We start from the raw sequence: 24808 nt of genomic DNA, 5'->3' as shown, positions 1-24808 counted from the left end.
AGGTGAGGTGAGGTGAGTTCAGTTCGGTTCGGTTCGGTTCGGTTCAGGTGAGTTGGGACTGGACCTCGGCGGAGATCAGTTCCAGATGGTCCAGATCGCCCAGGTCGAGGATCTGCAGATAGAAGCGGGTGGAGCCGGTCGCGGCGTACTGACCGATCTTGTCGATCACCTCGGCCGGGGACCCCGCCAGCCCGTTGGCCTTCAGCTCGTCGACCTCCCGGCCGATGGCCGCGGCACGGCGCGCGACCTCGGCGTCGTTCCTGCCGACGCAGGCGACCAGGGCGTTGGAGTACACCAGCTCGTCCTTCTTGCGCCCCTCCGCCTCGGCCGCCTCACGCACCCGGCCGAACTGCCGCCTGCTGTCCTCGACGGAGGCGAACGGGATGTTGAACTCGTCCGCGTAACGGGCGGCGAGCGCCGGGGTCCGCTTGGCACCGTGCCCGCCGATCAGCACCGGGATCTTCGTCTGGACCGGCTTGGGCAGCGCGGGCGAGTCCTTGAGCTGGTAGTACGTCCCGTCGAAGTCGAAGGTCTCCCCGACCGGCGTGGCCCACAGACCGGTCACGATCGCCAGCTGCTCCTCCAGCCGGCCGAACTTCTCCTTCGGGAACGGGATGCCGTACGCGGTGTGCTCCTTCTCGTACCAGCCGGCGCCCAGTCCGAGTTCGACACGCCCGCCCGACATCTGGTCCACCTGCGCGACCTGGATGGCGAGCACGCCCGGCAGCCGGAAGGTGCCGGCCGTCATCAGGGTGCCGAGCCGGATACGGCGGGTCTCGCGGGCCAGCCCGGCCAGGGTGATCCAGGCGTCTGTCGGGCCCGGCAGCCCGTCTCCGCCACCCATGCTCACGTAGTGGTCGGAGCGGTAGAACGCATCGAATCCGAGGTCCTCGGTGGCCTTGGCAACCGTGAGGAGGGTGTCGTAGGTGGCCCCCTGCTGGGGCTCGGTGAAAATGCGAAGATCCATGCCTCCCATCCTCCACGCCGGACCGCCCCGCACGTCAACCACGCGTCAAGACGTCGTCGATCTTGTGCACCGGTGGGTGTGTCCAGGGCCAACCGGACCCGTCTCCTGAGCCGCGGGCTTCACGAACCGAACGGCTTCACGAACCGAGCGGCCTCATGAACCGAGCGCGCCGAGCAGCGCGCAGACCCGGTCCTTGGATTCCTCGGCGGCGTCCATGGCGTCGATGCACTGCCAGTACACCGCCTCCTCCTCCGCGGAGCAGGCCAGCCCCACGAGGGCAGCGCCCAGCTCCGAGAGCAGGTCCCGCAGTTCCGTCAGCGCACGGGCCGGTTCCCGCACGCAGGTGAGTATCGACGCCCGGACGGTCTCCGGCCGGGCGCCCGGCAGCCCCGAGAGCCCGGCCGGTCCGCAGGCCCGGCCGCCACCCGGCTCGCACACAGTGAACCCGGCGGCCCGCAGCTCCGGCGGTCCGTGCAGGGCCAGATGGCCGCCCACCGCCTCCGCGAGTGCCTGCGCCTGCCACGCCTCCGTGATCAGGTCCTGAACCTGCCACGCCTGTTCGAGGGCGTGCCGGGTGGCCAGGATGAGCCGTACCGCGTCCATGATGTACTCCCCCTGCCGCTGCGTGCTACCGACCTGTTACCCAGAGTGACGGTCGATGGCCGCGAGCGGAAGGGGGGTCCCCGCGCCTGTGGATTACTCGCCGGTTGTGGATATCCCGGTCACCCGGTCGGATGAAGCGTGCCCGGTCCCTCGTCCTCCGCCGGCATCGGGAAGCGCAGTTCATTGCGGTCGATCTTCGCCGAGAGCGCCTTCAGCACATCGATCTCCAGCACTTGGCAGAACTGCAGCAGATACGCCAGGACGTCCGCCACCTCGTCCTCCACCCGGTGCGCGGTCCCGGCGTCCTCCATCACCCGGCCCGCCTCCTCCGGGGTCATCCACTGGAAGATCTCCAGCAGTTCGGACGCCTCGACGCTCAACGCCGCGGCCAGGTTCTTGGGTACGTGATATTGCTGCCAGCGCCTGGCCGCCGCGAAGGCGGTCAGACGGCGCTGCAGCGCCTGCAGATCCTCGCTCATCCGCACAGGTCTACCGCATGGTCGGCGCCGAACGCGCGGGCACCCGCTCCCCGGCACCCTCCCCCGCTTCCGGCCCCGTCCCGGTTCCGGGCTCCTTGCGCGGCTCGGTTCCGGGATCCCCGACGGCCGCCCCCTCCGCCTCCGCCTCCGCCCCCGCCTGCTCCGGCCGCCGCGGGCGGACGAAGTCGATGACCGACACCCCGCCCAACCCCTCGGCGACGGAGGCGTCGTGCACCGCGCCCAGCAGCCGGATATGGCCGCGGCCGGCCGCCATGCCCGCCAGAGCGAGCAGCTCACGGGTCTGCCGGCGGTCCATCCCCAGATCGAAGCCGTCGCTGAGCACGGTCAGCACCTGGGCGGCCGGGAGGAGTTCGGCGCTCGTGTCGACCGCCAGCACTCCCGGCCCGGTCAGCAGGACCAACGCGATGGCCAGGAAGCGCAGTTCCCCGTCGCCCAGCCGGTCCACCGGCACCAGCCCCAGCGGCCCGCGGTCCACCGCCGCGATCACGGACCGCAGTTCGGCCCCCGAATCGGCGCCGGCCGCCCGGGACCGCAGGACGGTCAGCCCGTCGACCGGCGGGCTGCAGACCTCCCGCATCGCCCGCACCAGCGCCGCGTGCCGTGTACGGCACTCGCCTTCGGTCCTGGCCAGGACCGCCGAGAGGTTCTCGCAGCCTCGGCGGAGCATCCCGTCCCCGGCGTCCACCGGCGCCCGCATCGTCTCCGGCCGCGGCTCCACCGGGAACACCCCGCGTAACGCCAGCACCAGTTGTTCCACCGCAGCCAGCACCAGCCGCTGGCCCTCGGTGCGGCCCGCGACGCGCAGCGGCAGCAGCGCCGTCGCCAGCAGATCGTCGGGGAGTGGCGCGCGGGTGACGGGCACCAGGCCCGCCGTGTGCCACGCCGCCTGGACGGTGCGCCGTTCCGGATCGCGCAGCGCGGTGGTCAGCAGCGTCTCCCCGCCGCCGGTCAACCGCTCGCCGACAATGCGCAGTTCGGGCTCGGCCTGCACGGCCACATCCAGCCGGACCGGTCCGACGGGTCCGGTGACCGTGCAGCCGATCCGGAATCCGCGCCGCCCTTCGGCGTCCGGCTGCGCACCCTGCGGCACGCAGGCCGCGGCCCCGCCCCGCACGCTTCCCGTCCCGTTCCCGGACCCGTACCCGGACCCGGACCCGTTCCCGGATCCGTCGAAAACCTCGCTCAGCGTCTCTCCGCCGGCCAGCCGCCCCAGCGCGGTCAGCGCCTCCAGGACGCTCGATTTCCCTGTCCCGCTGGCGCCGGCGAGCAGGGTGAGCGGACCCAGCGCGAAGCTCGCGCCCCGGTGCGACTTGAAGGCGGACAACCGCAGTTCGGTGACAGCGGGACGCTCACTCGTGAAGTTCATATCCGCGAACGTAGCCAGCGCGACTCCTGCCGAACCGTTACGTCAGCCCCCACGTCCTCCGAACGGGCGAAGCCCGGCAGGATGACGGTATGGAGATCAAGGATTCCGGCCCCGCAGCGGGCATCGATCTGACCTCGTTCGGCAGCCACGGCGTGCGCCACGTGAGCATCCACCGGAACGCCGGCCCCGGAACGCCATCCGGGCCCGCGTCACCCGTGGTCGCGGTGGCCCTCATGCACCTGGCCCCCGGCGGCCGCCTCGGCCGGCATCAGGCGACGATCCCGCAGGCGCTGACCGTGGTCGCGGGCGACGGCTGGGTGAGTGGCGCGGAAGGCAGAGCGGTTCCGATCACCGCAGGCCAGGCTGCCTGCTGGGCGGCCGGCGAGGACCACGAGACCTGGACCGACACCGGCCTCACGGCCGTGGTCGTCGAAGCGGCCGAACCACACCCCACCGGCCTGCTCGGGCGCGCCCCGGTCACCGAAGCCTGAGGTTAGAGGTCAGACGTCAGAGGTCAGAGGTCAGAGGTCAGAGGTCAGAGGCATCGTCCGACCCCTGGTCTACGGTGGGCCGCGTGACGAGCTATGTGGCGCTGCTCCGCGGGATCAATGTGGGCGGCAAGAACAAGGTGCCGATGCAGACCCTGCGCGAGCTGCTGACCGGGCTGGACTGTACGGACGTCAGAACCCATCTCCAGAGCGGCAACGCCGTCTTCGGCCACCCCCGGGCCGACCCGGCCGCGCTGGCCACCGGCCTGGAGGCACGCATCACCGAGGAGTTGGGGCTCATCATCCGCTGCCTCGTGCGGGACGGCGCCGATCTCCAGCGGGTGGTCGAGCAGAATCCCTTCGACATGGAAGGCGTCGACCCGTCCCGGTTCCTGGTGACCTTCCTGTCCGGCCCGCCGGAACAGGAGCGGCTGACCGCCATCGATCCCGCGGCCTACACCCCGGAGGAGTTCCGCCTCGCCGACCCCAAGGCCCCGAACGAGATCTATCTGCACCTGCCGACCGGCATCCAGAAGTCCCGTCTCGCCCTGCTGTTCACCGACAGGAAACTGGGGGTGACCGCGACGGCCCGCAACTGGAACACGGTGCTCAAGCTCGCCGCGATGGCGGCCGAGTAACCCGGGACCGGCCGCGCCGGAACCCGGGCGGCCCGGAGCCTCAGGCCGACTTCGCCACCGGCGCCAGGATCGCGACGCACTCCACGTGGTGCGTGAGCGGGAAGAGGTCGAAGGCGCGCAGGGACACCGGCTTGTAGCCCGCCTCCGCGAAGTACGCCAGGTCGCGCGCGAGCGCGGCCGGGTCGCAGGCCACGTAGGCGATGCGGCGGGCGCCGAGCGAGGCGAGGTGCTTGACGGTGGACTTGCCGGCGCCGACCCGCGGGGGGTCGAGGACGATCAGGTCGGCCTCGGTGATCTTGGTGCGCGGCAGTACGGTCTCGACCTTGCCGTGCTCGATCCGCACACGCTCCAGATCGGCCAGGTTGTGCCGGGCGTCCTCCACCGCGCGCTTGCCGGACTCGATGCCGAGCACCGCGCCGGTCTCGCCGACCTTCTCGGCGATCGCGCCGGCGAACAGGCCGACGCCGCAGTACAGGTCGAGGGCGGTGTCGCCGTCACGCGGCTGGAGGCCGTCCAGGACCGCCTCGGCCAGCAGGTCGGGGGCCTGCGGGTGGACCTGCCAGAAGCCGCCGGAGCCGACCCGCCAGGTGCGGCCGACGGCGCGCTCGCGCACGAAGCCACGGCCGTGCACCTTGTGTACGCCGCCCTGCTCGTCGACGCGGGCGACCGAGACCGGCCGGTCCAGCTCGACGATCGGCAGCCGGCCGTCGGGGGTGGGCGTGACGATGACCTGGCGGTCGTTGGAGCCGGTTGCCGCGATGGCCTCGACGGACGCGGTGTCCGGCCACTCACGGGTCTCGATGCCGAGCTCGGTGACACCGGGCGCCGCGATCAGGCACTGGTCGATCCGCTCGATCTCGTGCGAGCGGTGGCGGCGCAGTCCCGCGTAGCCCTCGGCGTCGACGGCGAACTGCACGCGGGTGCGCCACGCGGGCACCTTGCCCTCGACGCCCTTGTCACCGGGCGCGGGCTCGACGGTGCCGTCCCAGCCGGCGTCCTGCGGGCTCAGACCCGCGAGGCGGCTGAGCTGCTCGGTGATGACGTCGACCTTCAGCCGGCGCTGGGCGCCGGGGGCGACGTGCTGCCAGTCGCAGCCGCCGCAGGCGCCGGGGCCGGAGTACGGGCAGGGCGCCGGGACGCGGTCGGGGGACGCCTGGAGGATCTCCACGGCGTCGGCGCGCAGGAACTTGGAGTCCGGTCCGCCCTCGGTGATCTTGGCGACGACGCGCTCACCCGGCAGTGCGTGCCGGACGAAGAGCACCCGTCCTTCGTGACGGGCGATGCAGTGACCGCCGTGCGCGACGGGCCCGACCTCGACCTCGTAGCGCTCCCCGACCAGCTCGTCGGCCTGTTCCTTCGTACGGTTCTGCATGATGAACAGGCTCCTGCGAGAGGTGGTGCGGCGGGGTGGTGCGGGCGGGACCGTAGAACGGCAGCTCACCAGTCTACGTCCCGCCGCACCCCCCGCCTTACGGCCTACTTCTGGCCGGTGTGTTCCTTGTCCCGCTTCGGCGGGCTGACCGGGCCGCGCCGGATCGCGCCGGGGGCGTTCCAGTCGGCACGCTTGCGCGCCCGGACCTTGGCCCGCTCGGAGGAGTCCAGCTGCCACGGCACCGAGGTGACCATGACGCCCGGGGTGAACAGCAGCCGGCCCTTGAGCCGCAGGGCGCTCTGGTTGTGGAGCAGGTGCTCGTACCAGTGGCCGACGACGTACTCGGGGATGTAGACGCTGACCACGTCGCGCGGGCTGGCCCGCCGCAGGCCCTTCACGTACTCGATGATCGGCCGGGTGATCTCGCGGTAGGGCGAGTCCAGGACCTTCAGCGGTACGTCGATGCCGCGCCGGGTCCAGTCGGCCTGCAGGGCCTTGGTGTCGGCCGGGTCGACGTTGATGCTGAGCGCTTCGAGGGTGTCGGAGCGCATCAGCTTGGCGTAGGCCAGGGCGCGCAGCGTCGGCTTGTGGACCTTGGAGACCAGGATGATCGAGTGCACCCGGGACGGGCGCACCTCCTCGTCGGTGCGCTCGTCGCCCGCCGCGATCTCCTCGGCCACCCGGTCGTAGTGGCGCCGGATGGCGGTCATCATCCCGTAGAAGAGCACCATGCCGAGGACCGCGACCCAGGCGCCGTGCGTGAACTTCGTCAGCAGGACGATGATCAGCACCATGCCGGTGAAGAAGGCGCCGAAGGTGTTGATCGCCCTGGACCGGTGCATGTGGCGGCGCTTGGCGGTGTCGGTCTCGCTGCGCAGATGGCGGTTCCAGTGCCGGACCATGCCGATCTGGCTGAGCGTGAACGAGACGAAGACGCCGACGATGTACAGCTGGATCAGCCGGGTCGAGTCGGCGCCGTAGATGTAGACCAGGACGGCGGCGAAGCCGGCCAGCACCACGATGCCGTTGGAGAACGCGAGCCGGTCGCCACGGGTGTGCAGTTGGCGCGGCAGGTAGCGGTCCTGGGCGAGGATCGAGCCGAGGACCGGGAAGCCGTTGTACGCGGTGTTGGCCGCCAGGAACAGGACGAGCGCGGTGACGGCGGCCAGGAAGATGAACGGGATCGAGTTGTGCCCGAAGACGGCTTCCGCGACCTGCGCGATGACCGGGTCCTGGGTGTAGTCGGGGCCCACCGGCTTGCCGTCGACCAGCAGGTCGGTCGCCGGGTTCTCGGCCATCCGGACGTTGGTGTACATGGCCAGCGCGATGATGCCGCAGAACATGGTGACGGCGAGCACGCCCATGGCGGCGAGCGTGGTGGCGGCGTTCTTCGACTTGGGCTTCTGGAACGCCGGGACGCCGTTGCTGATGGCCTCGACCCCGGTGAGCGCGGCACAGCCGGAGGAGAAGGCCCGTAGCAGCAGGAAGACCAGGGCGAAGCCGCTGATGCCGCTGACCTCGGCATGGATCGTGTAATGCGCGGTGGGCGCCTCCATGGTGGCGCCGGTGGCGATCTTGATGCAGCCCCAGACGATCATGGCGAAGACGCCGGCGACGAACGCGTAGGTCGGGATCGCGAAGATCGACCCGGACTCGCGCACCCCGCGCAGGTTCATCACCATCAGCAGGAAGATCATGCTGACCGCGCCCAGCACCTTGTGGGTGGCGAAGAACGGTACGGCCGAGCCGAGGTTCTCGATGCCCGAGGCGACGGACACGGCGACGGTCAGCACGTAGTCGACGAGCAGCGCGCTCGCGACGGTGAGACCGGCCTTCGGCCCGAGGTTGGTGGTGGCGACCTCGTAGTCACCGCCGCCGGACGGGTACGCGTGCACGTTCTGCCGGTACGACGCCACGACGGTGAACATCAGCACGACGACCGCGACCGCGATCCACGGGCTGAAGTGGTAGGCGGACGCGCCCGCGATCGACAGGACCAGCAGCACTTCGCCGGGCGCGTACGCGACCGACGAGAGGGGGTCGGAGGCGAACACCGGAAGCGCCAGCCTCTTAGGGAGGAGGGTTTCTCCCAACTTGTCGCTGCGCAGGGCGCGGCCGATCAAGATCCGTTTCGGCAGGTCAGTCAGTTTGGGCACGGAGAGGATGGTAAGCGCTGCGCCGTACGTGCATGCGACCGCCACCCTCCTAAGAGAAGGCAAAGTCCCGCTCGGGCCGTCCGCAACCTCCCACTGGGGTGCAAGCGTGTGTAGCTTGGGCCGCGGTCTGAGACGCTTATCGGGTATCGGCCAAAAATGTTGACAGCCGGAAGGACGGGCGTGCACGTCGTGATTATGGGCTGCGGAAGGGTGGGTTCCACTCTTGCGCAATCCTTCGAACAGCAAGGTCATACGGTCGCTGTGGTGGACCAGGACCCGACGGCTTTCCGCCGTCTGGGATCCGGGTTCGGCGGGCGCCGGGTGACCGGAGTCGGGTTCGACCAGGACACGCTTCGCGAGGCCGGAATCGAGGAGGCAGGCGCCTTCGCGGCGGTCAGCAGCGGCGACAACTCCAACATCATCGCGGCCCGGGTGGCCCGGGAGATGTTCGGTATCGAGAACGTGGCCGCCCGGATCTACGACCCACGGCGTGCCGAGGTCTACCAGCGGCTCGGCATCCCCACCGTGGCCACCGTGCGGTGGACCGCGGACCAGATGCTGCGCCGGCTGCTGCCTTCGGGCGCCGAGCCGCTGTGGCGGGACCCGAGCGGCGGTGTGCAGCTCGCCGAGGTGCACACCTCGCCCGGCTGGGTGGGTCACAAGATCAGCAAACTGCAGGACGAGACCGGGGTCCGTGTGGCATTCCTCACCCGGCTGGGCGAGGCGATGCTGCCTTCCTCCCAGACGGTGCTGCAGGAAGGCGATCTGGTGCACGTGATGATGCGCACGGACGGAGTCGCCGAGGTCGAGGCCGCGTGCGCCAAGGGTCCTGAGGAGGCGCACTGATGAGAGTCGCCATCGCCGGAGCCGGCGCGGTCGGCCGCTCGATCGCGGCCGAGCTGCTGGAGAACGGGCACGAGGTCCTGCTCGTCGACAAGAATCCCACCTCCATCTCGGTGGAGCGGGTACCGCAGGCCGAGTGGCTGCTCGCCGACGCCTGCGAGATCACCTCGCTGGACGAGGCGGCGCTGCAGCGCTGCAACGTGGTCATCGCCGCCACCGGTGACGACAAGGTCAACCTCGTCGTCTCGCTGCTCGCGAAGACCGAGTACGGGGTGCCGCGGGTCGTGGCCCGGGTCAACAACCCCAAGAACGAATGGCTCTTCAACGAGTCCTGGGGCGTCGACGTGGCCGTCTCGACCCCGCGGCTGATGTCCGCGCTGGTCGAGGAGGCCGTGAGCGTCGGCGATCTCGTGCGGCTGATGCGCTTCAGCCAGGGCGACGCCAACCTGGTGGAACTCACCCTGCCGCCGGAGGCCGCGCTGGTCGGCACCCGCGTCGGCGACGTGGAGTGGCCGCAGGACACCTCGCTGGTGACGATCATCCGGGGCAACCGGGTGCTCACGCCGTCCAAGGACGACGCGCTGGAGGCCGGTGACGAGCTGCTGTTCGTCGCCGCACCGCACCGCGAGGAGCAGCTGGAGGACCTGCTGTCCGTCCAGCGCGAGGACTGACAGGACCGGTCATGACGACGGGCGCCCCCGACCGGGAAGGTCCGGGGCGCCCGTCGTCATGATGAGCGGGGATGAGCGGAATCGAGCGGAATACGCCGAGGTCAGGACGCGGCGGCGGCCTTCTTCGCCTCTTCCTCGGCTTCCATCTCGGCGATCACGTTGATCGGCGGCGGAGCCTTCGACAGGAAGATCCACGTCAGGTAGACGGACAGCAGCATCGGCGGGATGCCCAGCGCGACCTTGACCCAGCCGAGCTGAGTGGCGTCCCCCCACCAGTACAGCGGGAAGAGGATCGCCGACTTGGCCAGCAGGATCAGCCCCCAGGCCCAGCTGGCCTTGGTGTAGGCGCGCAGCCGGCCGGGGTTGCGCTTGCGCCAGGAGAGGTTCTCCTTGAAGACCGGGCCGAGGATCAGGCCCAGCAGCGGGACGCCCGCGATGGCGGTGGCGATGTACGCGACGGCCAGCCCGAGGGTGTACAGCATCCCGGGCAGGTAGAAGTTCTTGGCATCGCCGGACATCATCGCGAAGACCGCGCCGAAGGCCACCCCGAAGACACCGCTGAAGGCGTGCTTGAGGGTGTCCTTGCGGGCCAGCCGGGCGATCCCGAGCAGCACGGAAAGACTGAGCGCGGCGATGGCCGCGATGTGGATATCTCTGTTGATCGTGTAGATCAGGACGAAGACCAGGCCGGGCACGGTGGTCTCCACCATGCCCCGGATGCCGCCGAACGCCTCGAAGAGAGCGGCTTCGGTGATCGCCTTGGAATCGCCGTCCGTACCCTCCCCGGTCCGCGGGTCCTCTGTCTGCTTGTCGATCGACGCCACCGACTACTCCTGTCCGACCGGACGCAGTTCGTACTTGGGATTGAACAGGACGGGACGGCCGTGGTTCATCGAGATCCGGCCCGAAGCGATGATCTTGCGCCCCGGCTCTATCCCGCTGATACTGCGGCGTCCCAGCCACACCACGTCAAGGGCTGCGGAGCCGTCGAACAGCTCCGCCTCCAGCGCGGGCACTCCGGCCCGTGGTCGCAGTGTGACCGTGCGCAGACTACCGGTCACCGTCACTATCTGCCGGTCTCCGCAGTCGCAGATCCGCGTGCAGCCGACGGACAGGGCGTCCTTCTGCAGCTCCTCGGAGTGCAGCTCCTCCTGGGAGGACGACAGGCGGTCTATCATGCGCCGGAAGCGGCCGGTGGGTCGGTCCGAACGGGTGGCACCACTCATGTATCCAGCGTACCGGGCCCGGCCGACAAGGCGTCCGGTACGCCGGACGGCCGATCACCGCCCCGCGGATGTCCGTTCAGTGCCCGAAGGGGCTTTTCAGTGCTCGAAGCGGTAGCCCATGCCCGGCTCCGTGATGAAATGCCGCGGATGCGCGGGATCCGCCTCCAGCTTGCGGCGCAGCTGCGCCATGTAGACCCGCAGGTAGTTGGTCTCGGTGCCGTACGAGGGCCCCCACACCTCCTGCAGGAGCTGCTTCTGGCTGACCAGCCGCCCGGTGTTGCGGACCAGGACCTCCAGCAGATGCCACTCGGTCGGGGTGAGCCGGACGTCGGCGCCACCCCGGTTGACCTTCTTGGCCGCCAGGTCGACGGTGAAGGTCTCGGTCTCGACCGTCGCGGCGTCGTCCTCGGGCCCGCCGGGCGCCGCCCGGCGGACGGCGGCCCGCAGCCGGGCCAGCAGCTCGTCCATGCCGAACGGCTTGGTGACGTAGTCGTCCGCTCCGGCGTCGAGCGCCTCGACCTTCTCGTCGGACGTCTGGCGGGCCGACAGGACGATGATCGGCACCCGGGTCCAGCCGCGCAGCCCCCGGATCACCTCGACGCCGTCCATGTCCGGCAGGCCGAGGTCCAGGACGATCACATCGGGGTGGCGGGCGGCGGCCAGCTGCAGCGCGCTCGCGCCGTCGTGGGCGGCGTCGACCTCGTACTTGCGGGCCCGCAGATTGATCACGAGCGCGCGCACGATCTGCGGCTCGTCGTCCACCACGAGCACCCGGTACATGGAGTTCCTCTTCTCGGTCACATCGGTCACATCGGTCGGATCGGTCACCGTCACATCGGTCGTGTCAGCTGCTTCGGTCGCGTCGGTCACGGTGCTGCTGCCCGCCCTCTCGACGTCGCCCCCGCCGGCAGGTCCGGGCGGGCCGGACGGCCGCCGAGGGCGGCCTGGAGGGTGAGCACCATGGTCAGGCCGCCGCCGGGGGTGTCCTCGGCGACCAGCGTGCCGCCCATGGACTCGGCGAAGCCGCGGGCGACCGCGAGGCCCAGGCCCACGCCGTTGCCGCGCGGTGCGTCGCCGTAGCGCTGGAAGGGCTCGAAGATCCGGTCCTTGGCGGTCTCCGGCACCCCGGGGCCGCGGTCGACGACCCGCACCTCCACCCGGTCGCCCAGCGCGCTGGCGGCCACCACCACCTTGGACCCCGGGGAGCTGTACTTGACGGCGTTCTCGACGACGTTGGCGACGCTGCGCTCCAGCAGGCCGGGATCGACGGCGACCATCGGCAGGCTCTCCGGGATGTCGAGGACGACGCTGCTCTCCGGGACGCCGCCGAGCGCCATCGGCACCACCTCGTCGAGATCGATCTCGCGGATCAGCGGGGTGACCGTGCCGGTCTGCAGGCGGGACATGTCGAGCAGGTTGCCGACCAGGTGGTCGAGCCGGTCGGCGCCGTCCTCGATGCCGGCCAGCAGCTCGGCCTCGTCCTCGTCGGACCAGGCGACGTCGTCGGCGCGCAGCGACGACACCGACGCCTTGATGGCCGACAGCGGTGTCCGCAGGTCGTGGGAGACGGCTGCGAGCAGCGCGGTGCGGATGCGGTTGCCCTCGGCCAGCTCGCGGGCGTGCTCGGCCTCGCCCTCCAGCCGCTGCCGGTCCATGACGACGGCCGCCTGCGCGGCGAAGGCGGAGAGCACCCGGCGGTCCGAGGCGGGCAGCACCCGCCCGGTGAGGGCCAGCGAGAGCCGGTCGCTGACCGGCACCTCGACGTCGGCGTCCTCGGGGCGCAGGCAGGGGCGCTCCCCCACGCTGGCCTCCCGGGTCCAGGCACCGTGGTCGCTGTCGCGGGCCAGCAGCACCACCGAGTCCATGCCGAACGTCTCGCGGACCCGTTCCAGCAGGGCCTCGAGGGAGCTCTCGCCGCGCAGCACGCTGCCGGCCAGGTACGACAGGATCTCGGCCTCGGAGCGCAGCCGGGCGGCCTGCTGGGTGCGGCGGGCCGCGAGGTCCACCACGGAGGCCACCGCGAGGCCCACCACGACGAAGATCACGATCGCGATGATGTTCTCGGGCTCGGCGATGGTGAAGGAGTGGGTGGGCGGCGTGAAGTAGTAGTTGAGCAGCAGCGATCCGGCGAAGGCGGAGGCCAGCGCCGGGAGCAGCCCGCCGACGAGGGCCGCCGCGACCGTGAGGGTCAGGAAGAGCAGCATCTCGGTGGCCTGGCTCATCCCGGGGTGCCAGTTGGTGAGCAGCAGCGCCAGCAGGACGGGACCCACGACCCCGGTGAGCCAGCCGGCCACGACCCGGGAGCGGCCCAGGCTGGCGCCGCGCGCGGAGGGCAGTCCGCGGCCCTTGGCGGCGTGCTCGTGGGTGACGATGTGGACGTCGATGTCGCCGGACTCGCGGGCGACGGTGGAGCCTACGCCGGGCCCCAGCACGTACTGCCAGGCCTTGCGGCGGCTGGTGCCGAGCACGATCTGGGTGGCGTTGACCCCACGGGCGAAGTCCAGCATGGCCTCGGGGATGTCCTCCCCGATGACGTGGTGGAACGATCCTCCGAGGTCCTCCACCAGGGTCCGCTGGGCGGCCAGCTCCTTGGCGGAGCCCGAGGCCAGCCCGTCGCTGCGGACGATGTGGACGGCGAGGATCTCGCTGCCCGAGCCCTTGGCCGCCATCCGGGCGGCCCGGCGGATCAGGGTGCGGCCCTCGGGTCCGCCGGTGAGGCCGACGACGATCCGCTCGCGGGCCTGCCAGGCGGCGGAGATCCGGTGGTCGGCGCGGTACTCCTGGAGGTACTCGTCGACCCGGTCGGCGACCCACAGCAGCGCCAGTTCGCGCAGCGCGGTGAGGTTGCCGGGCCGGAAGTAGTTGGACAGCGCCGCGTCGACCTTGTCGGAGGCGTAGATGTTGCCGTGTGCCATCCGGCGCCGCAACGCCTGTGGCGACATGTCGACCAGCTCTATCTGGTCGGCACGGCGCACCACCTCGTCGGGCACGGTCTCGCGCTGCCGGACGCCGGTGATCGACTCGACCACGTCGCCCAGCGACTCCAGGTGCTGGATGTTGACCGTCGAGACGACGTCGATCCCCGCCTGGAGCAGTTCCTCGACGTCCTGCCAGCGCTTGACGTTGCGCGAGCCGGGCACATTGGTGTGCGCGAGTTCGTCGACGAGCGCGACCGCTGGATGCCGCGCGAGCACCGCGTCCACGTCCATCTCGGTGAACTCCGCGTCGCGGTACTCCAGCTCCCGGCGCGGGATCTGCTCCAGGCCGTGCAGCATCACCTCGGTGCGCGGGCGCCGGTGGTGCTCGACGAAGGCGACGACGAGGTCGGTGCCACGCTCGGTACGCCGGTGCGCCTCGGAGAGCATGGCGTAGGTCTTGCCCACGCCGGGGGCCGCTCCGAGGTAGATGCGCAGTTTGCCGCGTGCCATGGCCCCATCGTTCTGCTCGGATGCGCCTGTCGCCCGGACGCGCGTGCGGCGCTTGTCTCGACCTTAGAACGACCGAAGGGGACATATGGGACCGGGGTGGCCGCCGGGGAGTACCTTGACGGCGCCTTAACCCCTCCGGGTGACCCTCCGGACCCTTGCCGGCCGCAGGGTTCCCCGTTCATCAGGGGGCCGCGATGGGCCGCGGCAGCGTGTGACAAACCGCGTTCGCAGGACTGCCATACGGACGTAACGCCGGACCGTTGACCCGCCGCGCGCCGCCAGCGAGCATCGGCGCATGCCCTCCACCGACCGCCCGCCATGGCTCGTCGCCCTGCCGTCCGTGCCCGCGCCGGCCGCCGGCCGCGGCGGCGAGGGCGGCGCCACCGGGGCGGTGCTGCGGGCCGTGCTGCGGGGCGGTCCGGTGGCCAGGACCGCGCTGGCGCGGGACACCGGGCTGAGCCCGGCCGCCGTCTCCCGGCACACGGCCGAGCTGATCGGGCTCGGGCTGCTGCGCGAGCTGCCGCCGCCGGACGGTCCGCCACGGGCCGGCCGCCCCCAGGTGCCGGTGGACGTCGACCCCGCCCACCACGCCGTCTGCGGGGTGCACATCGCGCTGCCGCACACCACCTTCGCCGTGGTGGACCTGCGCGGGCGGGTGACGGCCCAGGAGCGGTTGCCGCACGACGGCTCGGTGGGCGACGTCCTGGGCGGGATCCGCGGCCATCTGCCCGGGTTCCTGCACCGGCACGCCGCCGGGCGCCGCCGGGACGTCCGGCAGCGGCAAGGTCACCCTGCGGAGCGGTTTCCAGGGACAGAGCGTGGCCACCACGCTCAAGGCGGCGGACGGCGGCTGAGCCCCGGTGCTCAGGCCGCCGGCTCAGCTCTCGTCGACGATCCGGCCGTCGCGCAGTTCGAGCACCCGGTCGGCCAGGGCCAGCAGCTGGGCGTCGTGGGTGGCGACGAGGGCGGTGACGCCCTCGCTGCGGACGACGGCGCGCAGCAGTTCCATGACGGCGAGGCCGGTCTCGGCGTCGAGCTGACCGGTCGGCTCGTCCGCGATGATCAGGACGGGCCGGTTGGCCAGGGCGCGGGCGATGGCGACCCGCTGCTGCTGGCCACCGGACAGCTCGCCGGGGCGCTGGGCCGCGTGGTCGGAGAGCCCGACGAGCGACAGCAGCAGCTCCACGCGCTCCTCGCGCTCGCGCGGCGGCACCTTGCGCAGCCGCATGGGGACGCCGACGTTCTCGGCGGCGGTGAGGATCGGGATCAGTCCGAAGGACTGGAAGACGAAGCCGATTCGGTCGCGGCGCAGCGCCAGCAGGCCGTTGTCGCCGAGCCCGGCGAGGTCGGTGCCGTCGAGCGTGATCCGGCCGCCGTCCGGCGAGTCCAGGCCGCCCACCAGGTTGAGGATGGTGGTCTTGCCGGAGCCGGATCGGCCCTTGAGGGCCACCAGCTCACCGCGCGGCACCCGGAAGGAGACACCGCGCAGCGCGTGCACGGCCGTCTCCCCGCTGCCGTAGGTGCGGCGAAGGTCCTCGACGACGACCATCTCCCCCGTCGCCGGCCCGTCCGCGACCGCCGTCCCCGCGTGCCCCGTCGACTGCTCGCTCATGCGCTGTCCCCCTCCTGACCCGGATCACCGGGCCACACCCCGTTGTGGTCGTTCCCGGCCGTGCGCCGCACCCGTCGGCCCCGGCCGCCGTACTGCTACTGCGTGTACGCGCTTGCCAGCTGGAGCCTATCCACCTGGTCAAGGATTTCCCGGCCCGGGCTCCTCCGGACATGGCGAAGGGCCGGATCCGTGATCATGGATCCGGCCCCTGGCCGTGGTCGGTCATCCGACGCACCGGTGGAACGGGGTGCGGCGGGTTCTAGGGCGTGTTGCGAAAGTCCCGCCTGGCCCACGGCGTCTGGCACGCGCCCTCGCTGCGTTGTCGGGCTCGTCCCAGTACGTCCAGTACGAGGACGACCCTCCGCCTTGCGAGCGCACGCACCAGACGCCGTGGGCCACGCCCTCCGGGCGAACGGCGCTACTTTCGCAACCCGCCCTAGTGTTCTGAGTCGGGAATTTTGTTCAGATGTGTAGGCTTGGCCTATGGCACGGATGGGGCGGCCGAAGGCCGAGTTGACGCTGTCGGATGAGGAACGGGCCGCGCTCGAGGAGTGGGTGCGGCGTCGTTCCACGCCGCAGGCGTGGGCCCTGCGGTGTCGGATCGTTCTGGCGTGTGCTGACGGTGTCCCGAACAAGGACGTGGCGGCTCGACTCGGTTCCACACCGCAGGCGGTGGGGCGCTGGCGGGCCCGGTTTGTACAGTTCCGGATTGCCGGCCTGGGTGACATGCCGCGTCCGGGTGGCCCCAGGACAGTGACGGACGAGCAGGTCGCCGCGGTGGTCACCAGGACGCTGGAATCCACGCCGAAGAACGCGACGCACTGGTCGACCCGTTCGATGGCGAAGGAAATGGGCTTGTCGCAGTCGACGGTGTCGCGGATCTGGCGGGCGTTCGGCCTGCAGCCGCACCGGTCGCAGACCTTCAAGTTGTCGACGGATCCGTACTTCGTGGACAAAGTCCATGATGTCGTCGGTCTCTACCTGGACCCGCCCGAGCGGGCCCTGGTCTTCTGCGTGGACGAGAAGTCGCAGATCCAGGCCCTGGACCGGTCCCAGCCCGTGCTGCCGATGATGCCCGGAGTTCCCGAGCGAGCCACCCATGACTACGTCCGTGCCGGCACCACCACCCTGTTCGCCGCGCTCGAGGTCGGCACCGGCAAAGTGATCGGGTCCCTGCACCGCCGCCACCGGGCCGAGGAATTCAAGAAGTTCCTGATCAAACTCGACAAGGAAGTGCCGGCCGGCCTGGACGTTCATCTGATCTGCGACAACTACGCGACCCACAAGACACCTGCGATCAAGAAGTGGCTGCTGGCCCACCCCCGCTTCCACCTGCACTTCACCCCGACCGGATCGTCCTGGCTGAACCTTGTCGAGCGGTGGTTCGCCGAGCTGACCAACAAACAGATACGGCGAGGCGTCCACAAGTCCGTCCAGGCCCTGGAGAAGGACATCCGTAACTGGATCGCCGCATGGAACACCGACCCGAAGCCCTACCTCTGGACGAAGACCGCAGACGAGATCCTCGAACGCCTCGCCTCATATCTGAACAGAATTCCCGACTCAAAACACTAGTGGATCTGGGTGATCTCCGGGCCGCGGCGCAACGGGTCGAGCCCGTCGCCGAACTTCGGCCCCTCGGTCTCCTCCTGCGCGATGCCCTCGGGCACCATCTGGGCGTCGGTCGGCAGCTTCAGCACGATCGGGTCGCGCGGCGCCATCGGCGTCTCGCCGCGCACCACGACGGTGTCGCGGAAGACGGTCTCCAGCAGGCCCGCGGCCTCCGGCTGCACCGCTCCCTGGCCGGAGATGACCCCGCGCAGGAACCAGCGCGGGCCGTCACAGCCGATGAAGCGGACCAGCTGCACACCGTTCGTACCGTCCGGCAGCTGTACGGGCACCTGCGCGCGCAGCTCCCAGCCCAGCGAACCTTCGATCTCGTCGACGATGCCGCCCTGCTTGGTGATGCCGGACGCGATCTCGTCCCGGACCTCGCCCCAGATGCCCTCGGACTTCGGGGCGGCGAACGCCTGCAGCTGGACAGCGCTGTCGTTCAGCACCACGGTCGCGGCGACGATCGACTCACCGGCCACCTCGACGCGCAGCTCCATGCCCTCGACACCGGGCACGAACAGTCCGCCGAGGTCCACCCGGCCCTCGCCGGGCTGCTTGACCTCGCTCAGGTCCCAGGGCCCGTCGGGCCTGGGGGCGGGCGGAAGGTTGTACCGACCCGATTCGCCGGAGTCGTCGGACTCCCCGGCGTCTTCGGCGTCCTCGGCCAGCTCGTCCGGGCTCGCGCCCTCGAGCTCGTCGAGGGCGTCTTCGCGCTCCTTGCGACGACGACGGAACACGGTCACTGTCCTTCCCGGTCTGCAACGACCGAAGCGAATCCATTACTGGTCTGGCCGTCGGGGGCATCACCTACCGAGGCATGCCCCCCGGTGGAGCCGAAGCCCCCAGCGGCCCTGGCAGAACCGGGAAGTTCCGCGACCTCGTGGAAGCGGACCCGTTCGACCTGCTGGACGACCAGTTGGGCGATCCGGTCTCCCCGTTCGAACCGCACGCTCTCGCGTGGGTCCAGGTTGACCACGATCACCTTGATCTCCCCACGGTACCCGGCATCGACCGTTCCCGGGGCATTCACGAGGGTCACTCCGCACCTGGCCGCGAGGCCCGAGCGGGGGTGCACGAAGGCCGCATACCCGTCCGGCAGCGCGATGGACACGCCGGTGGGGAGCACCGTTCGTTCGCCGGGGGCGAGTTCCGCGGCCTGGGTGGTCACCAGGTCGGCTCCCGCGTCGCCGGGGTGCTCGTACGCCGGAATGGGCACCGAGTCGTCGAGACGGCGGATGAGAACGTCCACGGGACGCCGTGCCGCTTCACTCACGGGTTCACCTCGAAGGCGCGGGCGACCTTGACCTGGTCGGGGTCGGACATCGCGGCCTGGATCTCCTCGGGACGTCCGTTGTCCGTGAAGTGGTTGAGCTTCACTTCCAGGAACAGGGCCTCGGCGCGGACCGCGACCGGGCCGTCGGGGGCGCCGATCCGGCCCTCGGCGGTGCTGTAGATCTTCCGTCCGGCGACCGCGCGGCAGTGCGCCCGCAGATACAGGGTGGTGCCGACGGGCACCGGGCGGACGAAGTCCGTCTCCAGCCGGCCGGTCACCGCGATGACCTGCAGCAGCCAGTTCAGCGAGCCGAGCGTCTCGTCCAGCGCCGAGGCCAGCACGCCGCCGTGCGCGAGGCCCGGCGCGCCCTGGTGGGCGGTCTGTACGGTGAATTCCGCGGTGACGCTCACGCCATCACCCGCACGGGATTCCAGGTGCAGTCCGTGCGGCTGTCCCTCGCCGCAGCCGAAACACTGGTCGTAGTGCGCCCCGAGCAGTTCGCCGGGCGCGGGCGCACCGGGATGCCGTACGGGCAGGCCTGCGTCTGGCGGCGGCTTCAGGCCCGGCCGGCCAGGGCTCTCGGATGCGGTAGCTCCACTCACGCCCGAGACCCTACCCTCCTGCGGGATCCTTTCCCGTCGGCCGTCCGTTGACCCGTACCGGCTTCCACCCCACCTTGACCGGAGCGCACATGAGTCCCAAGTCCGTCGTCGTCACCGGAGCCGGCCGAGGCATCGGCCTCGCCGTCACCCTCGAGCTCGCGCACGCCGGATTCGACGTGATCGGCACGGTGCGGACGCCGGAGAAGGCCGAGACACTGCGGGCGGTGGTGGAACGTACGGGGGCGGCGGTGCGGACGGTACTGCTGGACGTGGCCGACGCGACGTCGTGCGTCCAGGCGTTCACGGAGATCGCGATGATGACGGACGGCGGCCCCTGGGCGGTGGTCAACAACGCGGGTTTCGCCCAGCCCGGTGCCGTCGAGGACGTGGGCGACGAGCAGGTGCGGCGCCAGCTGGAGACGAACCTGATCGCCCCGGCCCGTATCGCCCGGCTGGTGCTGCCGGCGATGCGGGAGCGCCGGGACGGCCGGATCGTCAACATCTCGTCGGTCGCCGGCCGGGTCTCGCTGCCGATGCTGGGCTGGTACTGCGCCAGCAAGCAGGGCCTGGAGTCGGTGACGGACGCGCTGCGCATGGAGACCGAGTCCTTCGGTGTGAAGGTCGTGCTGATCGAGCCGGGCTCGCACCGCACCGGGATCTGGGAGCAGGGCGCGGAGCTGCTGCCGGCCGGGCGGACCTCGGCCTACCGCGACCAGTACTCCGGCGCCGACCAGGTGGTGCGCGACGCCCGGACGCTGCCCGGTCCGCGTCCGGTGGCCCTGGCGGTCCTCAAGGCGCTGAACGCCCGGCGCCCGCTGGCGCGGTACCTGGTGGGCGGCGGCGCCCGCTCCGCGGCGGCCCTGGACGTGCTGGCGCCGACCGTCGCGACGGACTGGGCCAAGCAGCTCGCGAGCGGTCTGCGGGCCGCCCCGCCGCGGGTGGCGCGGGCGGTGGACCGGCTGCGCGGGAAGTGACCGGCCGGGCGGTGGACGGCCGGAAAGCGTCTGCCAAGCTGGGTGCCATGCAGCCCTACGACGAACGCCTCACCGTCCCGCGCTCCTGGTGGCTCCTGGCTCTGGGGGCGGGAGTCTCCGCCGCGCTGATCCTTTTCCCCTTCGGGGTGCTGCCGATGCTGGCGGGTCTGGCCGGCGGGACCGCGCTGGCGGCGATGGGCCTGAGTTCGTACGGTTCGGCGCGGATCCGGGTGGTGGCCGGCTCGCTGGTCGCCGGCGAGGCGAAGATCCCGGTCGCGGCGTTGGGCGAGGCGACGGTGCTGGACCCGGCGGAGACGATCGCCTGGCGCGGGCGGAAGGCCAACCCGCGCGCCTTCATGCTGCTGCGCAGCTACGTGCCGACCGCGCTCAAGGTGGAGATCACGGACCCGGCGGACCCGACGCCGTATGTCTATCTGTCGACGCGCTCCCCGGAGCGCCTGGCACAGGCCCTGGAGGCCGTCAGAGCTCGATAGCGGGAGGCGGGGGAGCCTGGGGCAGCTCGGGGCCGGGCAGCGCGTCCCAGGGGATCTGAGCGGCACGCAGGTCCTTTCGGACCTTCTCCGCGAGCCTCTTGGTGTCGCGCCGGTTCATCGTGGCGCCGACGGCCGCGCCGATCATGAACGGGGTCAGCGTCGGCAGGTTCCGCACCGTGCGCTTGATGAGCTGCTGGCGCAGCTCCCGCTTCATCTTGCCGCCGAGTGCGACGTTGAGCGAGGACAGCTTGAGCACGTCGATGCCGCGCTGCTCGGTCCACGACCACAGGTAGGCGGTCGCGCGCTCCCGTACGGTGCCGGCCGCACGGAGCCCGTAGACCTCGTGCAGCTCGGCGATGAGCTTGTACTCGACCGCCGCGACGCCGAGCGTCTCCGCGGCCAGCTCCGCCGGCATGGCGGGCGGGGTCGGCAGCATCGCCGCCGCTCCCACGCCTGCTCCGACGGTCATGGTGCCCTTGACGGCACCGGCGATGAGTTTGTCCGCGATGTCCTCGGGACCCAGACCCGGGAACTGCTTGCGCAGTGTGTCCAGGTCGCGCACGGGGATGCGCGGGGCCGCGTCGCCGAGCGGCTCGGCGAGCGAGCCCATACCGACCCGCGCGCCCCTGCCGCCCTTCCTGGCCCCGCTCTTCACCCCGCGCCCTATGGCGGCCGCGAGCGAGGCCGCACGGCCCCGCTCGTCGTCCTCCCGGCCCTCAGGCGAGCCCTTCACGGCTACCCGCTGCCTCAGGCCGCGCAGTCGCGGCAGATCGGGTCGCCGTTCTTCGCCTCGCCGGCCAGCTGGCTGCGGTGGTGCACCAGGAAGCAGGTCATGCAGGTGAACTCGTCCGCCTGCCGGGGAAGCACCCGGACCGAAAGCTCCTCGTTGGAGAGGTCGGCGCCGGGCAGCTCCAGGGACTCGGCCTGGTCGAACTCGTCGACGTCCACCGCGGACGTGGACTTCTCGTTCCGGCGAGCCTTCAGTTCCTCGATGCTGTCCTCATTGACGTCATCGTCAGTCTTGCGTGGTGTGTCGTAATCCGTTGCCATGTGTCGCTCTCCCCCTCTGGGTATCTGCTGGTGTCTGCGCACGTAACGCGCGGGAGGCCGGACTTGTGCCCGACCTGAGGCGGAGATTTTGCCTCACATCAAGGCCTGTTACTCAATCGACACCCAACGTCACCCCGGATGAGGTGATCGTGGCAGTGGCCGATCAGGACCTGTTCCGGTCTGAAAGTCGCACATCACTCGTGCCAACACGTGTACTTCCCGTGATCATGACCAGCGGAAACATGGATTTTCCGGTCTTTTTTCGGGCGTAGTGATCACGCAGGGTAGGCAGGACCGGAATTCCAGGTGTGATCAATCACACCAGCTCCCCTCGATTCACAGACCGCGAAATTACTCGCAAAGCGAACACGATCCGACCCTCACGAGGGGTTCTGCGGCCCTCGGAAGACCCTTCGGAAGACTTCGGCCGACCACGGCGGACCCTGCCACCGGGTCCGCCGCCGGGTTCGCGGTCAGAGCGGGATCACCACCCGCATGACCAGGCCACCGCCCTCCCTCGGCTCCGCCGAGATGAAGCCGCCGTGAGCGCGCGCCACGGAGCGCGCGATGGACAGCCCCAGGCCCACGCCCTTGTCGCTGCCCGTTCGCTCCGTACGGAGCCGGCGGAAGGGCTCGAAGAGGTTGTCCACCTCGTAGGCGGGCACCACCGGGCCGGTGTTCGTCACTATCAGCAGGGCCTGGCCCGCCTCGGTGCCGGTCGTCACCTCGACCCAGCCGTCGGCCGTGTTGTACCGGACGGCGTTCTGCACCAGGTTCAGCGCGATCCGCTCCAGCAGCACGCCGTTGCCCTGCACCACCGCCGGCCCGAGCTCGCTGCGCAGCTCCACGCCCTTGGCCTGCGCCTCGGCGCGGGTCTGGTCGAGGGCCTGGGAGGCCGCCTCCGCGACGTCCACCGGCTTGCGGTGCACGATCTCGTTGTCGCTGCGGGCGAGCAGCAGCAGGCCCTCCACGAGCTGCTCACTGCGCTCGTTGGTGGCGAGCAGAGTCTTGCCGAGCTGCTGGAGGTCGGCCGACGCCTCCGGGTCGGCCAGCTGCACCTCCAGGAGCGTGCGGTTGATCGCCAGTGGCGTCCGCAGTTCGTGCGACGCGTTGGCCACGAAGCGGCGCTGCGCGTCGAAGGACCGCTCCAGCCGGTCGAGCATGTCGTCGAAGGTGTCGGCGAGCTCCTTGAGCTCGTCGTCAGGGCCGTCGAGCTCGATCCGGCGCTTGAGGTCGGAGCTGACCACGCCGCGCGCGGTGCGGGTGATCCTGCCCAGCGGCGAGAGCACCCGCCCGGCCATCACGTAGCCGAAGGCGAAGGCGACCACGGTCAGCCCTATGAGGGCCATCAGCGAGCGCCTGAGCAGCGTGTTGAGCGCCAGCTCGCGCTGGTGCTGCATGCAGATGTTCAGCGCGGCGTTGAACTGGTCGATGGTGCTGCTGCCGCTGCTGCTCTGCAGATTGGGACACGCGTCCGTCGGCTGCACATTGGCGCCCAGCAGCCGGAAGGGCAGCTCCATGCCCTGGTGCAGCGCCTGTGCGGCCAGCAGGTAGTTGATCCACAGCAGCAGGACGCCCGCGATCAGGAACATGCCGCCGTACAGGACCGTCAGCCGTATCCGGATCGTCGGCCGCAGCCACGGGGGCGGCGCCTCGGCCGGCAGCAGGTCCCAGCCGGGGCGGCGGGGAGCGGCCCGGTCGGCGGGTGGCCTGGCGGGGGGCGGGGGCGGGGCGGAGGAAGTGGTCACGCCGGTCAGATCCGGTATCCGGAGCCCGGCACGGTGACGATCACCGGGGGCTCGCCGAGCTTGCGGCGCAGCGTCATGACCGTCACCCGCACCACGTTCGTGAACGGGTCGGTGTTCTCGTCCCACGCCTTCTCCAGGAGCTGCTCGGCGGAGACCACCGAGCCCTCGCTGCGCATCAGCACCTCCAGCACCGCGAACTCCTTCGGCGCCAGATGCACCTCGGCGCCGTCCCGGAAGACCTCCCGGCGGTTGGGGTCGAGCTTGATGCCGGACCGCTCCAGGACCGGCGGCAGGGCCGTGGTCGTCCGGCGGCCCAGCGCGCGGACCCGTGCGGTCAGCTCGCTGAACGCGAAGGGCTTGGGGAGATAGTCGTCGGCGCCCAGTTCCAGCCCCTCCACCCGGTCGCTCACATCGCCGGCGGCGGTGAGCATCAGCACCCGGGTCGGCATCCCCAGCCCGACGATCTGCCGGCAGACGTCGTCACCGTGGACGACCGGAAGGTCACGGTCGAGGACCACGACGTCGTAGTCGTTCACCCCGATCCGCTCCAGGGCGGCGCCACCGTCGTACACGACGTCGACGGCCATGGCCTCGCGGCGAAGTCCGGTGGCAACCGCATCGGCGAGCAGTTGCTCGTCCTCGACGACCAGTACGCGCAAGGCGCTGTTCCTTCCGTGAGCAGTACGAATGTGCTCCCATCCTGCACCGGACGGCCGTAAACCGGCGGTAAGTGGCGACCGGACCGGAATTCGTCGTCCGCTCGAGGTTTCCTCGTCGCCGGGCCCGGGGAGGACCCGTCGTACACCCACCAACCAAGCCCCGACGCGCTTCCCGCCGCGCCGTTATGGGCTTTGACACACCCCGTGTCAACGACGACGACGAGGGGGCGCCAGCTGATGGACGCATTCACCACCGGAATCCTGCAGCGGATACACAGCACTGAATCCGACCTCCACCACGCCCGTGAGGCCGGCGACGAGTTCCTTGCCGAGGTCGAACAGGGCGAGCTCGACGATCTGCGGCGCCTGGCCGCGGAACACGGCGTGCACATCCAGTCCAAGGTCGCCTGACCAGTACGCCCGGCCGGGCCGCCAGGCCCTGGCCCCCGAACCGGAACGGCAGAGCAGCAGCCGTCGGCACGCCCCGGACACCTCCCTGGTGCCGGGGCGCTTCCGTGCCCGCT

Annotated in this window: 27 protein-coding genes; 8 read left to right on the top strand and 19 right to left on the bottom strand. The window is 70.8% G+C overall.

The features are described from left to right. Positions 1-43: 43 nt before the first annotated feature. The 4 genes from O3W51_RS04670 to O3W51_RS04655 all read right to left on the bottom strand — a co-directional run bounded on the left by O3W51_RS04670 (position 44) and on the right by O3W51_RS04655 (position 3436). The gene (locus O3W51_RS04670; protein ID WP_138356523.1) at positions 44-967 is read right to left on the bottom strand and encodes an LLM class F420-dependent oxidoreductase; all 924 of its coding nucleotides are present in this window, start codon (positions 965-967) and stop codon (positions 44-46) included. Positions 968-1120: 153 nt separating this feature from the next. Continuing rightward, a complete protein-coding gene (locus O3W51_RS04665) occupies positions 1121-1570 on the bottom strand; it encodes a DUF6099 family protein (protein ID WP_138356522.1) in 450 nt (149 codons plus the stop codon). A 119-nt stretch (positions 1571-1689) separates the two neighbouring features. Next, positions 1690-2049 carry a nucleotide pyrophosphohydrolase gene (locus tag O3W51_RS04660; RefSeq protein ID WP_138356521.1) on the bottom strand — a complete coding sequence of 120 codons (360 nt, stop codon included), beginning with the start codon at positions 2047-2049 and terminating at the stop codon, positions 1690-1692. A 10-nt stretch (positions 2050-2059) separates the two neighbouring features. Beyond that, positions 2060-3436, bottom strand: coding sequence for an AAA family ATPase (locus O3W51_RS04655; RefSeq protein WP_244809472.1), 1377 nt, complete (start codon positions 3434-3436; stop codon positions 2060-2062). Positions 3437-3525: 89 nt separating this feature from the next. Between O3W51_RS04655 and O3W51_RS04650 the strand changes: the two genes are divergently transcribed. Both O3W51_RS04650 and O3W51_RS04645 read left to right on the top strand, forming a co-directional pair. Next, complete coding sequence (locus O3W51_RS04650) at positions 3526-3927, top strand: hypothetical protein (RefSeq protein ID WP_138356520.1); 402 nt, start codon at positions 3526-3528, stop codon at positions 3925-3927. Positions 3928-4010: 83 nt separating this feature from the next. Continuing rightward, a complete protein-coding gene (locus O3W51_RS04645) occupies positions 4011-4562 on the top strand; it encodes a DUF1697 domain-containing protein (protein WP_138356519.1) in 552 nt (183 codons plus the stop codon). A 40-nt stretch (positions 4563-4602) separates the two neighbouring features. On the opposite strand, the gene O3W51_RS04640 is transcribed toward O3W51_RS04645, so the two are convergent. Both O3W51_RS04640 and O3W51_RS04635 read right to left on the bottom strand, forming a co-directional pair. Next, positions 4603-5934, bottom strand: coding sequence for a class I SAM-dependent RNA methyltransferase (locus O3W51_RS04640; RefSeq protein WP_138356518.1), 1332 nt, complete (start codon positions 5932-5934; stop codon positions 4603-4605). 104 nt (positions 5935-6038) lie between these two features. Continuing rightward, the gene (locus tag O3W51_RS04635; RefSeq protein WP_138356517.1) at positions 6039-8090 is read right to left on the bottom strand and encodes an APC family permease; all 2052 of its coding nucleotides are present in this window, start codon (positions 8088-8090) and stop codon (positions 6039-6041) included. Positions 8091-8270: 180 nt separating this feature from the next. On the opposite strand from O3W51_RS04635, the gene O3W51_RS04630 reads away from it, so the two are divergent. Both O3W51_RS04630 and O3W51_RS04625 read left to right on the top strand, forming a co-directional pair. After that, on the top strand, positions 8271-8936 hold the full coding sequence (locus tag O3W51_RS04630) for a potassium channel family protein (protein ID WP_138356516.1): 666 nt from the start codon (positions 8271-8273) through the stop codon (positions 8934-8936). After that, a complete protein-coding gene (locus O3W51_RS04625; RefSeq protein WP_138356515.1) occupies positions 8936-9604 on the top strand; it encodes a potassium channel family protein in 669 nt (222 codons plus the stop codon). The genes O3W51_RS04630 and O3W51_RS04625 overlap by 1 nt, the downstream gene beginning before the upstream one ends. Positions 9605-9705: 101 nt before the next feature. Here O3W51_RS04625 and O3W51_RS04620 read toward each other — a convergent pair whose 3' ends face one another. The 6 genes from O3W51_RS04620 to O3W51_RS04595 all read right to left on the bottom strand — a co-directional run bounded on the left by O3W51_RS04620 (position 9706) and on the right by O3W51_RS04595 (position 15870). Beyond that, the gene (locus O3W51_RS04620) at positions 9706-10428 is read right to left on the bottom strand and encodes a DUF3159 domain-containing protein (protein WP_138356514.1); all 723 of its coding nucleotides are present in this window, start codon (positions 10426-10428) and stop codon (positions 9706-9708) included. Between the two features lie 3 nt (positions 10429-10431). Then, positions 10432-10830 carry an OB-fold nucleic acid binding domain-containing protein gene (locus O3W51_RS04615; RefSeq protein WP_138356513.1) on the bottom strand — a complete coding sequence of 133 codons (399 nt, stop codon included), beginning with the start codon at positions 10828-10830 and terminating at the stop codon, positions 10432-10434. Positions 10831-10926: 96 nt separating this feature from the next. Next, positions 10927-11610 carry a response regulator gene (locus O3W51_RS04610; protein WP_138356561.1) on the bottom strand — a complete coding sequence of 228 codons (684 nt, stop codon included), beginning with the start codon at positions 11608-11610 and terminating at the stop codon, positions 10927-10929. An 86-nt stretch (positions 11611-11696) separates the two neighbouring features. Next, entirely contained in the window at positions 11697-14258 is a 2562-nt protein-coding gene (locus tag O3W51_RS04605) for a sensor histidine kinase (RefSeq protein ID WP_269283944.1), read from the bottom strand. Between the two features lie 181 nt (positions 14259-14439). Continuing rightward, on the bottom strand, positions 14440-15048 hold the full coding sequence (locus tag O3W51_RS04600; protein WP_138356511.1) for a hypothetical protein: 609 nt from the start codon (positions 15046-15048) through the stop codon (positions 14440-14442). 87 nt (positions 15049-15135) lie between these two features. Further along, positions 15136-15870 (bottom strand): ABC transporter ATP-binding protein, encoded by a 735-nt coding sequence (locus tag O3W51_RS04595; protein WP_138356510.1) that lies wholly within the window; start codon positions 15868-15870, stop codon positions 15136-15138. A 492-nt stretch (positions 15871-16362) separates the two neighbouring features. Here O3W51_RS04595 and O3W51_RS04590 point away from each other — a divergent pair, with 492 nt between their 5' ends. Beyond that, positions 16363-17445 carry an IS630 family transposase gene (locus O3W51_RS04590; RefSeq protein WP_269284061.1) on the top strand — a complete coding sequence of 361 codons (1083 nt, stop codon included), beginning with the start codon at positions 16363-16365 and terminating at the stop codon, positions 17443-17445. Here O3W51_RS04590 and O3W51_RS04585 read toward each other — a convergent pair. Genes O3W51_RS04585 through O3W51_RS04575 form a run of 3 tightly spaced genes read right to left on the bottom strand, consistent with a single transcriptional unit; the run spans position 17442 to position 19359 of the window. After that, positions 17442-18221, bottom strand: a complete 780-nt coding sequence (locus O3W51_RS04585; protein WP_138356508.1) for a DUF3710 domain-containing protein — start codon at positions 18219-18221, stop codon at positions 17442-17444. The two genes, O3W51_RS04590 and O3W51_RS04585, sit on opposite strands and share 4 nt — an antisense overlap. A gap of 2 nt (positions 18222-18223) precedes the next feature. Further along, on the bottom strand, positions 18224-18757 hold the full coding sequence (gene dut / locus O3W51_RS04580; protein ID WP_138356507.1) for a dUTP diphosphatase: 534 nt from the start codon (positions 18755-18757) through the stop codon (positions 18224-18226). Next, positions 18754-19359: a PaaI family thioesterase gene (locus O3W51_RS04575; protein WP_138356506.1), complete on the bottom strand. Its 606-nt coding sequence runs from the start codon at positions 19357-19359 to the stop codon at positions 18754-18756. Before O3W51_RS04575 ends, dut begins: the two co-directional genes overlap by 4 nt. 89 nt (positions 19360-19448) lie before the next feature. On the opposite strand from O3W51_RS04575, the gene O3W51_RS04570 reads away from it, so the two are divergent. Together O3W51_RS04570 and O3W51_RS04565 are read left to right on the top strand one after the other, a co-directional pair. Continuing rightward, entirely contained in the window at positions 19449-20333 is an 885-nt protein-coding gene (locus O3W51_RS04570) for an SDR family oxidoreductase (protein ID WP_138356505.1), read from the top strand. Between the two features lie 47 nt (positions 20334-20380). Beyond that, a complete protein-coding gene (locus O3W51_RS04565) occupies positions 20381-20827 on the top strand; it encodes a DUF3093 domain-containing protein (protein WP_138356504.1) in 447 nt (148 codons plus the stop codon). Here the strand turns inward: O3W51_RS04565 and O3W51_RS04560 are convergent. The 4 genes from O3W51_RS04560 to O3W51_RS04545 all read right to left on the bottom strand — a co-directional run bounded on the left by O3W51_RS04560 (position 20814) and on the right by O3W51_RS04545 (position 24284). Beyond that, a complete protein-coding gene (locus O3W51_RS04560) occupies positions 20814-21656 on the bottom strand; it encodes a hypothetical protein (RefSeq protein ID WP_443048240.1) in 843 nt (280 codons plus the stop codon). The genes O3W51_RS04565 and O3W51_RS04560 overlap by 14 nt on opposite strands. Then, on the bottom strand, positions 21575-21877 hold the full coding sequence (locus tag O3W51_RS04555) for a DUF4193 domain-containing protein (RefSeq protein WP_138356502.1): 303 nt from the start codon (positions 21875-21877) through the stop codon (positions 21575-21577). Before O3W51_RS04555 ends, O3W51_RS04560 begins: the two co-directional genes overlap by 82 nt. A gap of 473 nt (positions 21878-22350) precedes the next feature. Then, a complete protein-coding gene (locus tag O3W51_RS04550) occupies positions 22351-23625 on the bottom strand; it encodes a sensor histidine kinase (protein ID WP_381585986.1) in 1275 nt (424 codons plus the stop codon). 5 nt (positions 23626-23630) lie between these two features. Next, positions 23631-24284, bottom strand: coding sequence for a response regulator transcription factor (locus tag O3W51_RS04545; protein ID WP_138357505.1), 654 nt, complete (start codon positions 24282-24284; stop codon positions 23631-23633). 237 nt (positions 24285-24521) lie between these two features. On the opposite strand from O3W51_RS04545, the gene O3W51_RS04540 reads away from it, so the two are divergent. Further along, entirely contained in the window at positions 24522-24695 is a 174-nt protein-coding gene (locus O3W51_RS04540; protein ID WP_187145045.1) for a hypothetical protein, read from the top strand. Positions 24696-24808: the final 113 nt, after the last annotated feature.

Source organism: Streptomyces sp. H39-C1, from assembly GCF_027158125.1.
GTDB classification, from domain to species: Bacteria; Actinomycetota; Actinomycetes; order Streptomycetales; family Streptomycetaceae; genus Actinacidiphila; species Actinacidiphila fildesensis.
Note: the sequence above shows the minus strand (reverse complement) of the source record. Positions and strands in the feature narration are given on the sequence as shown.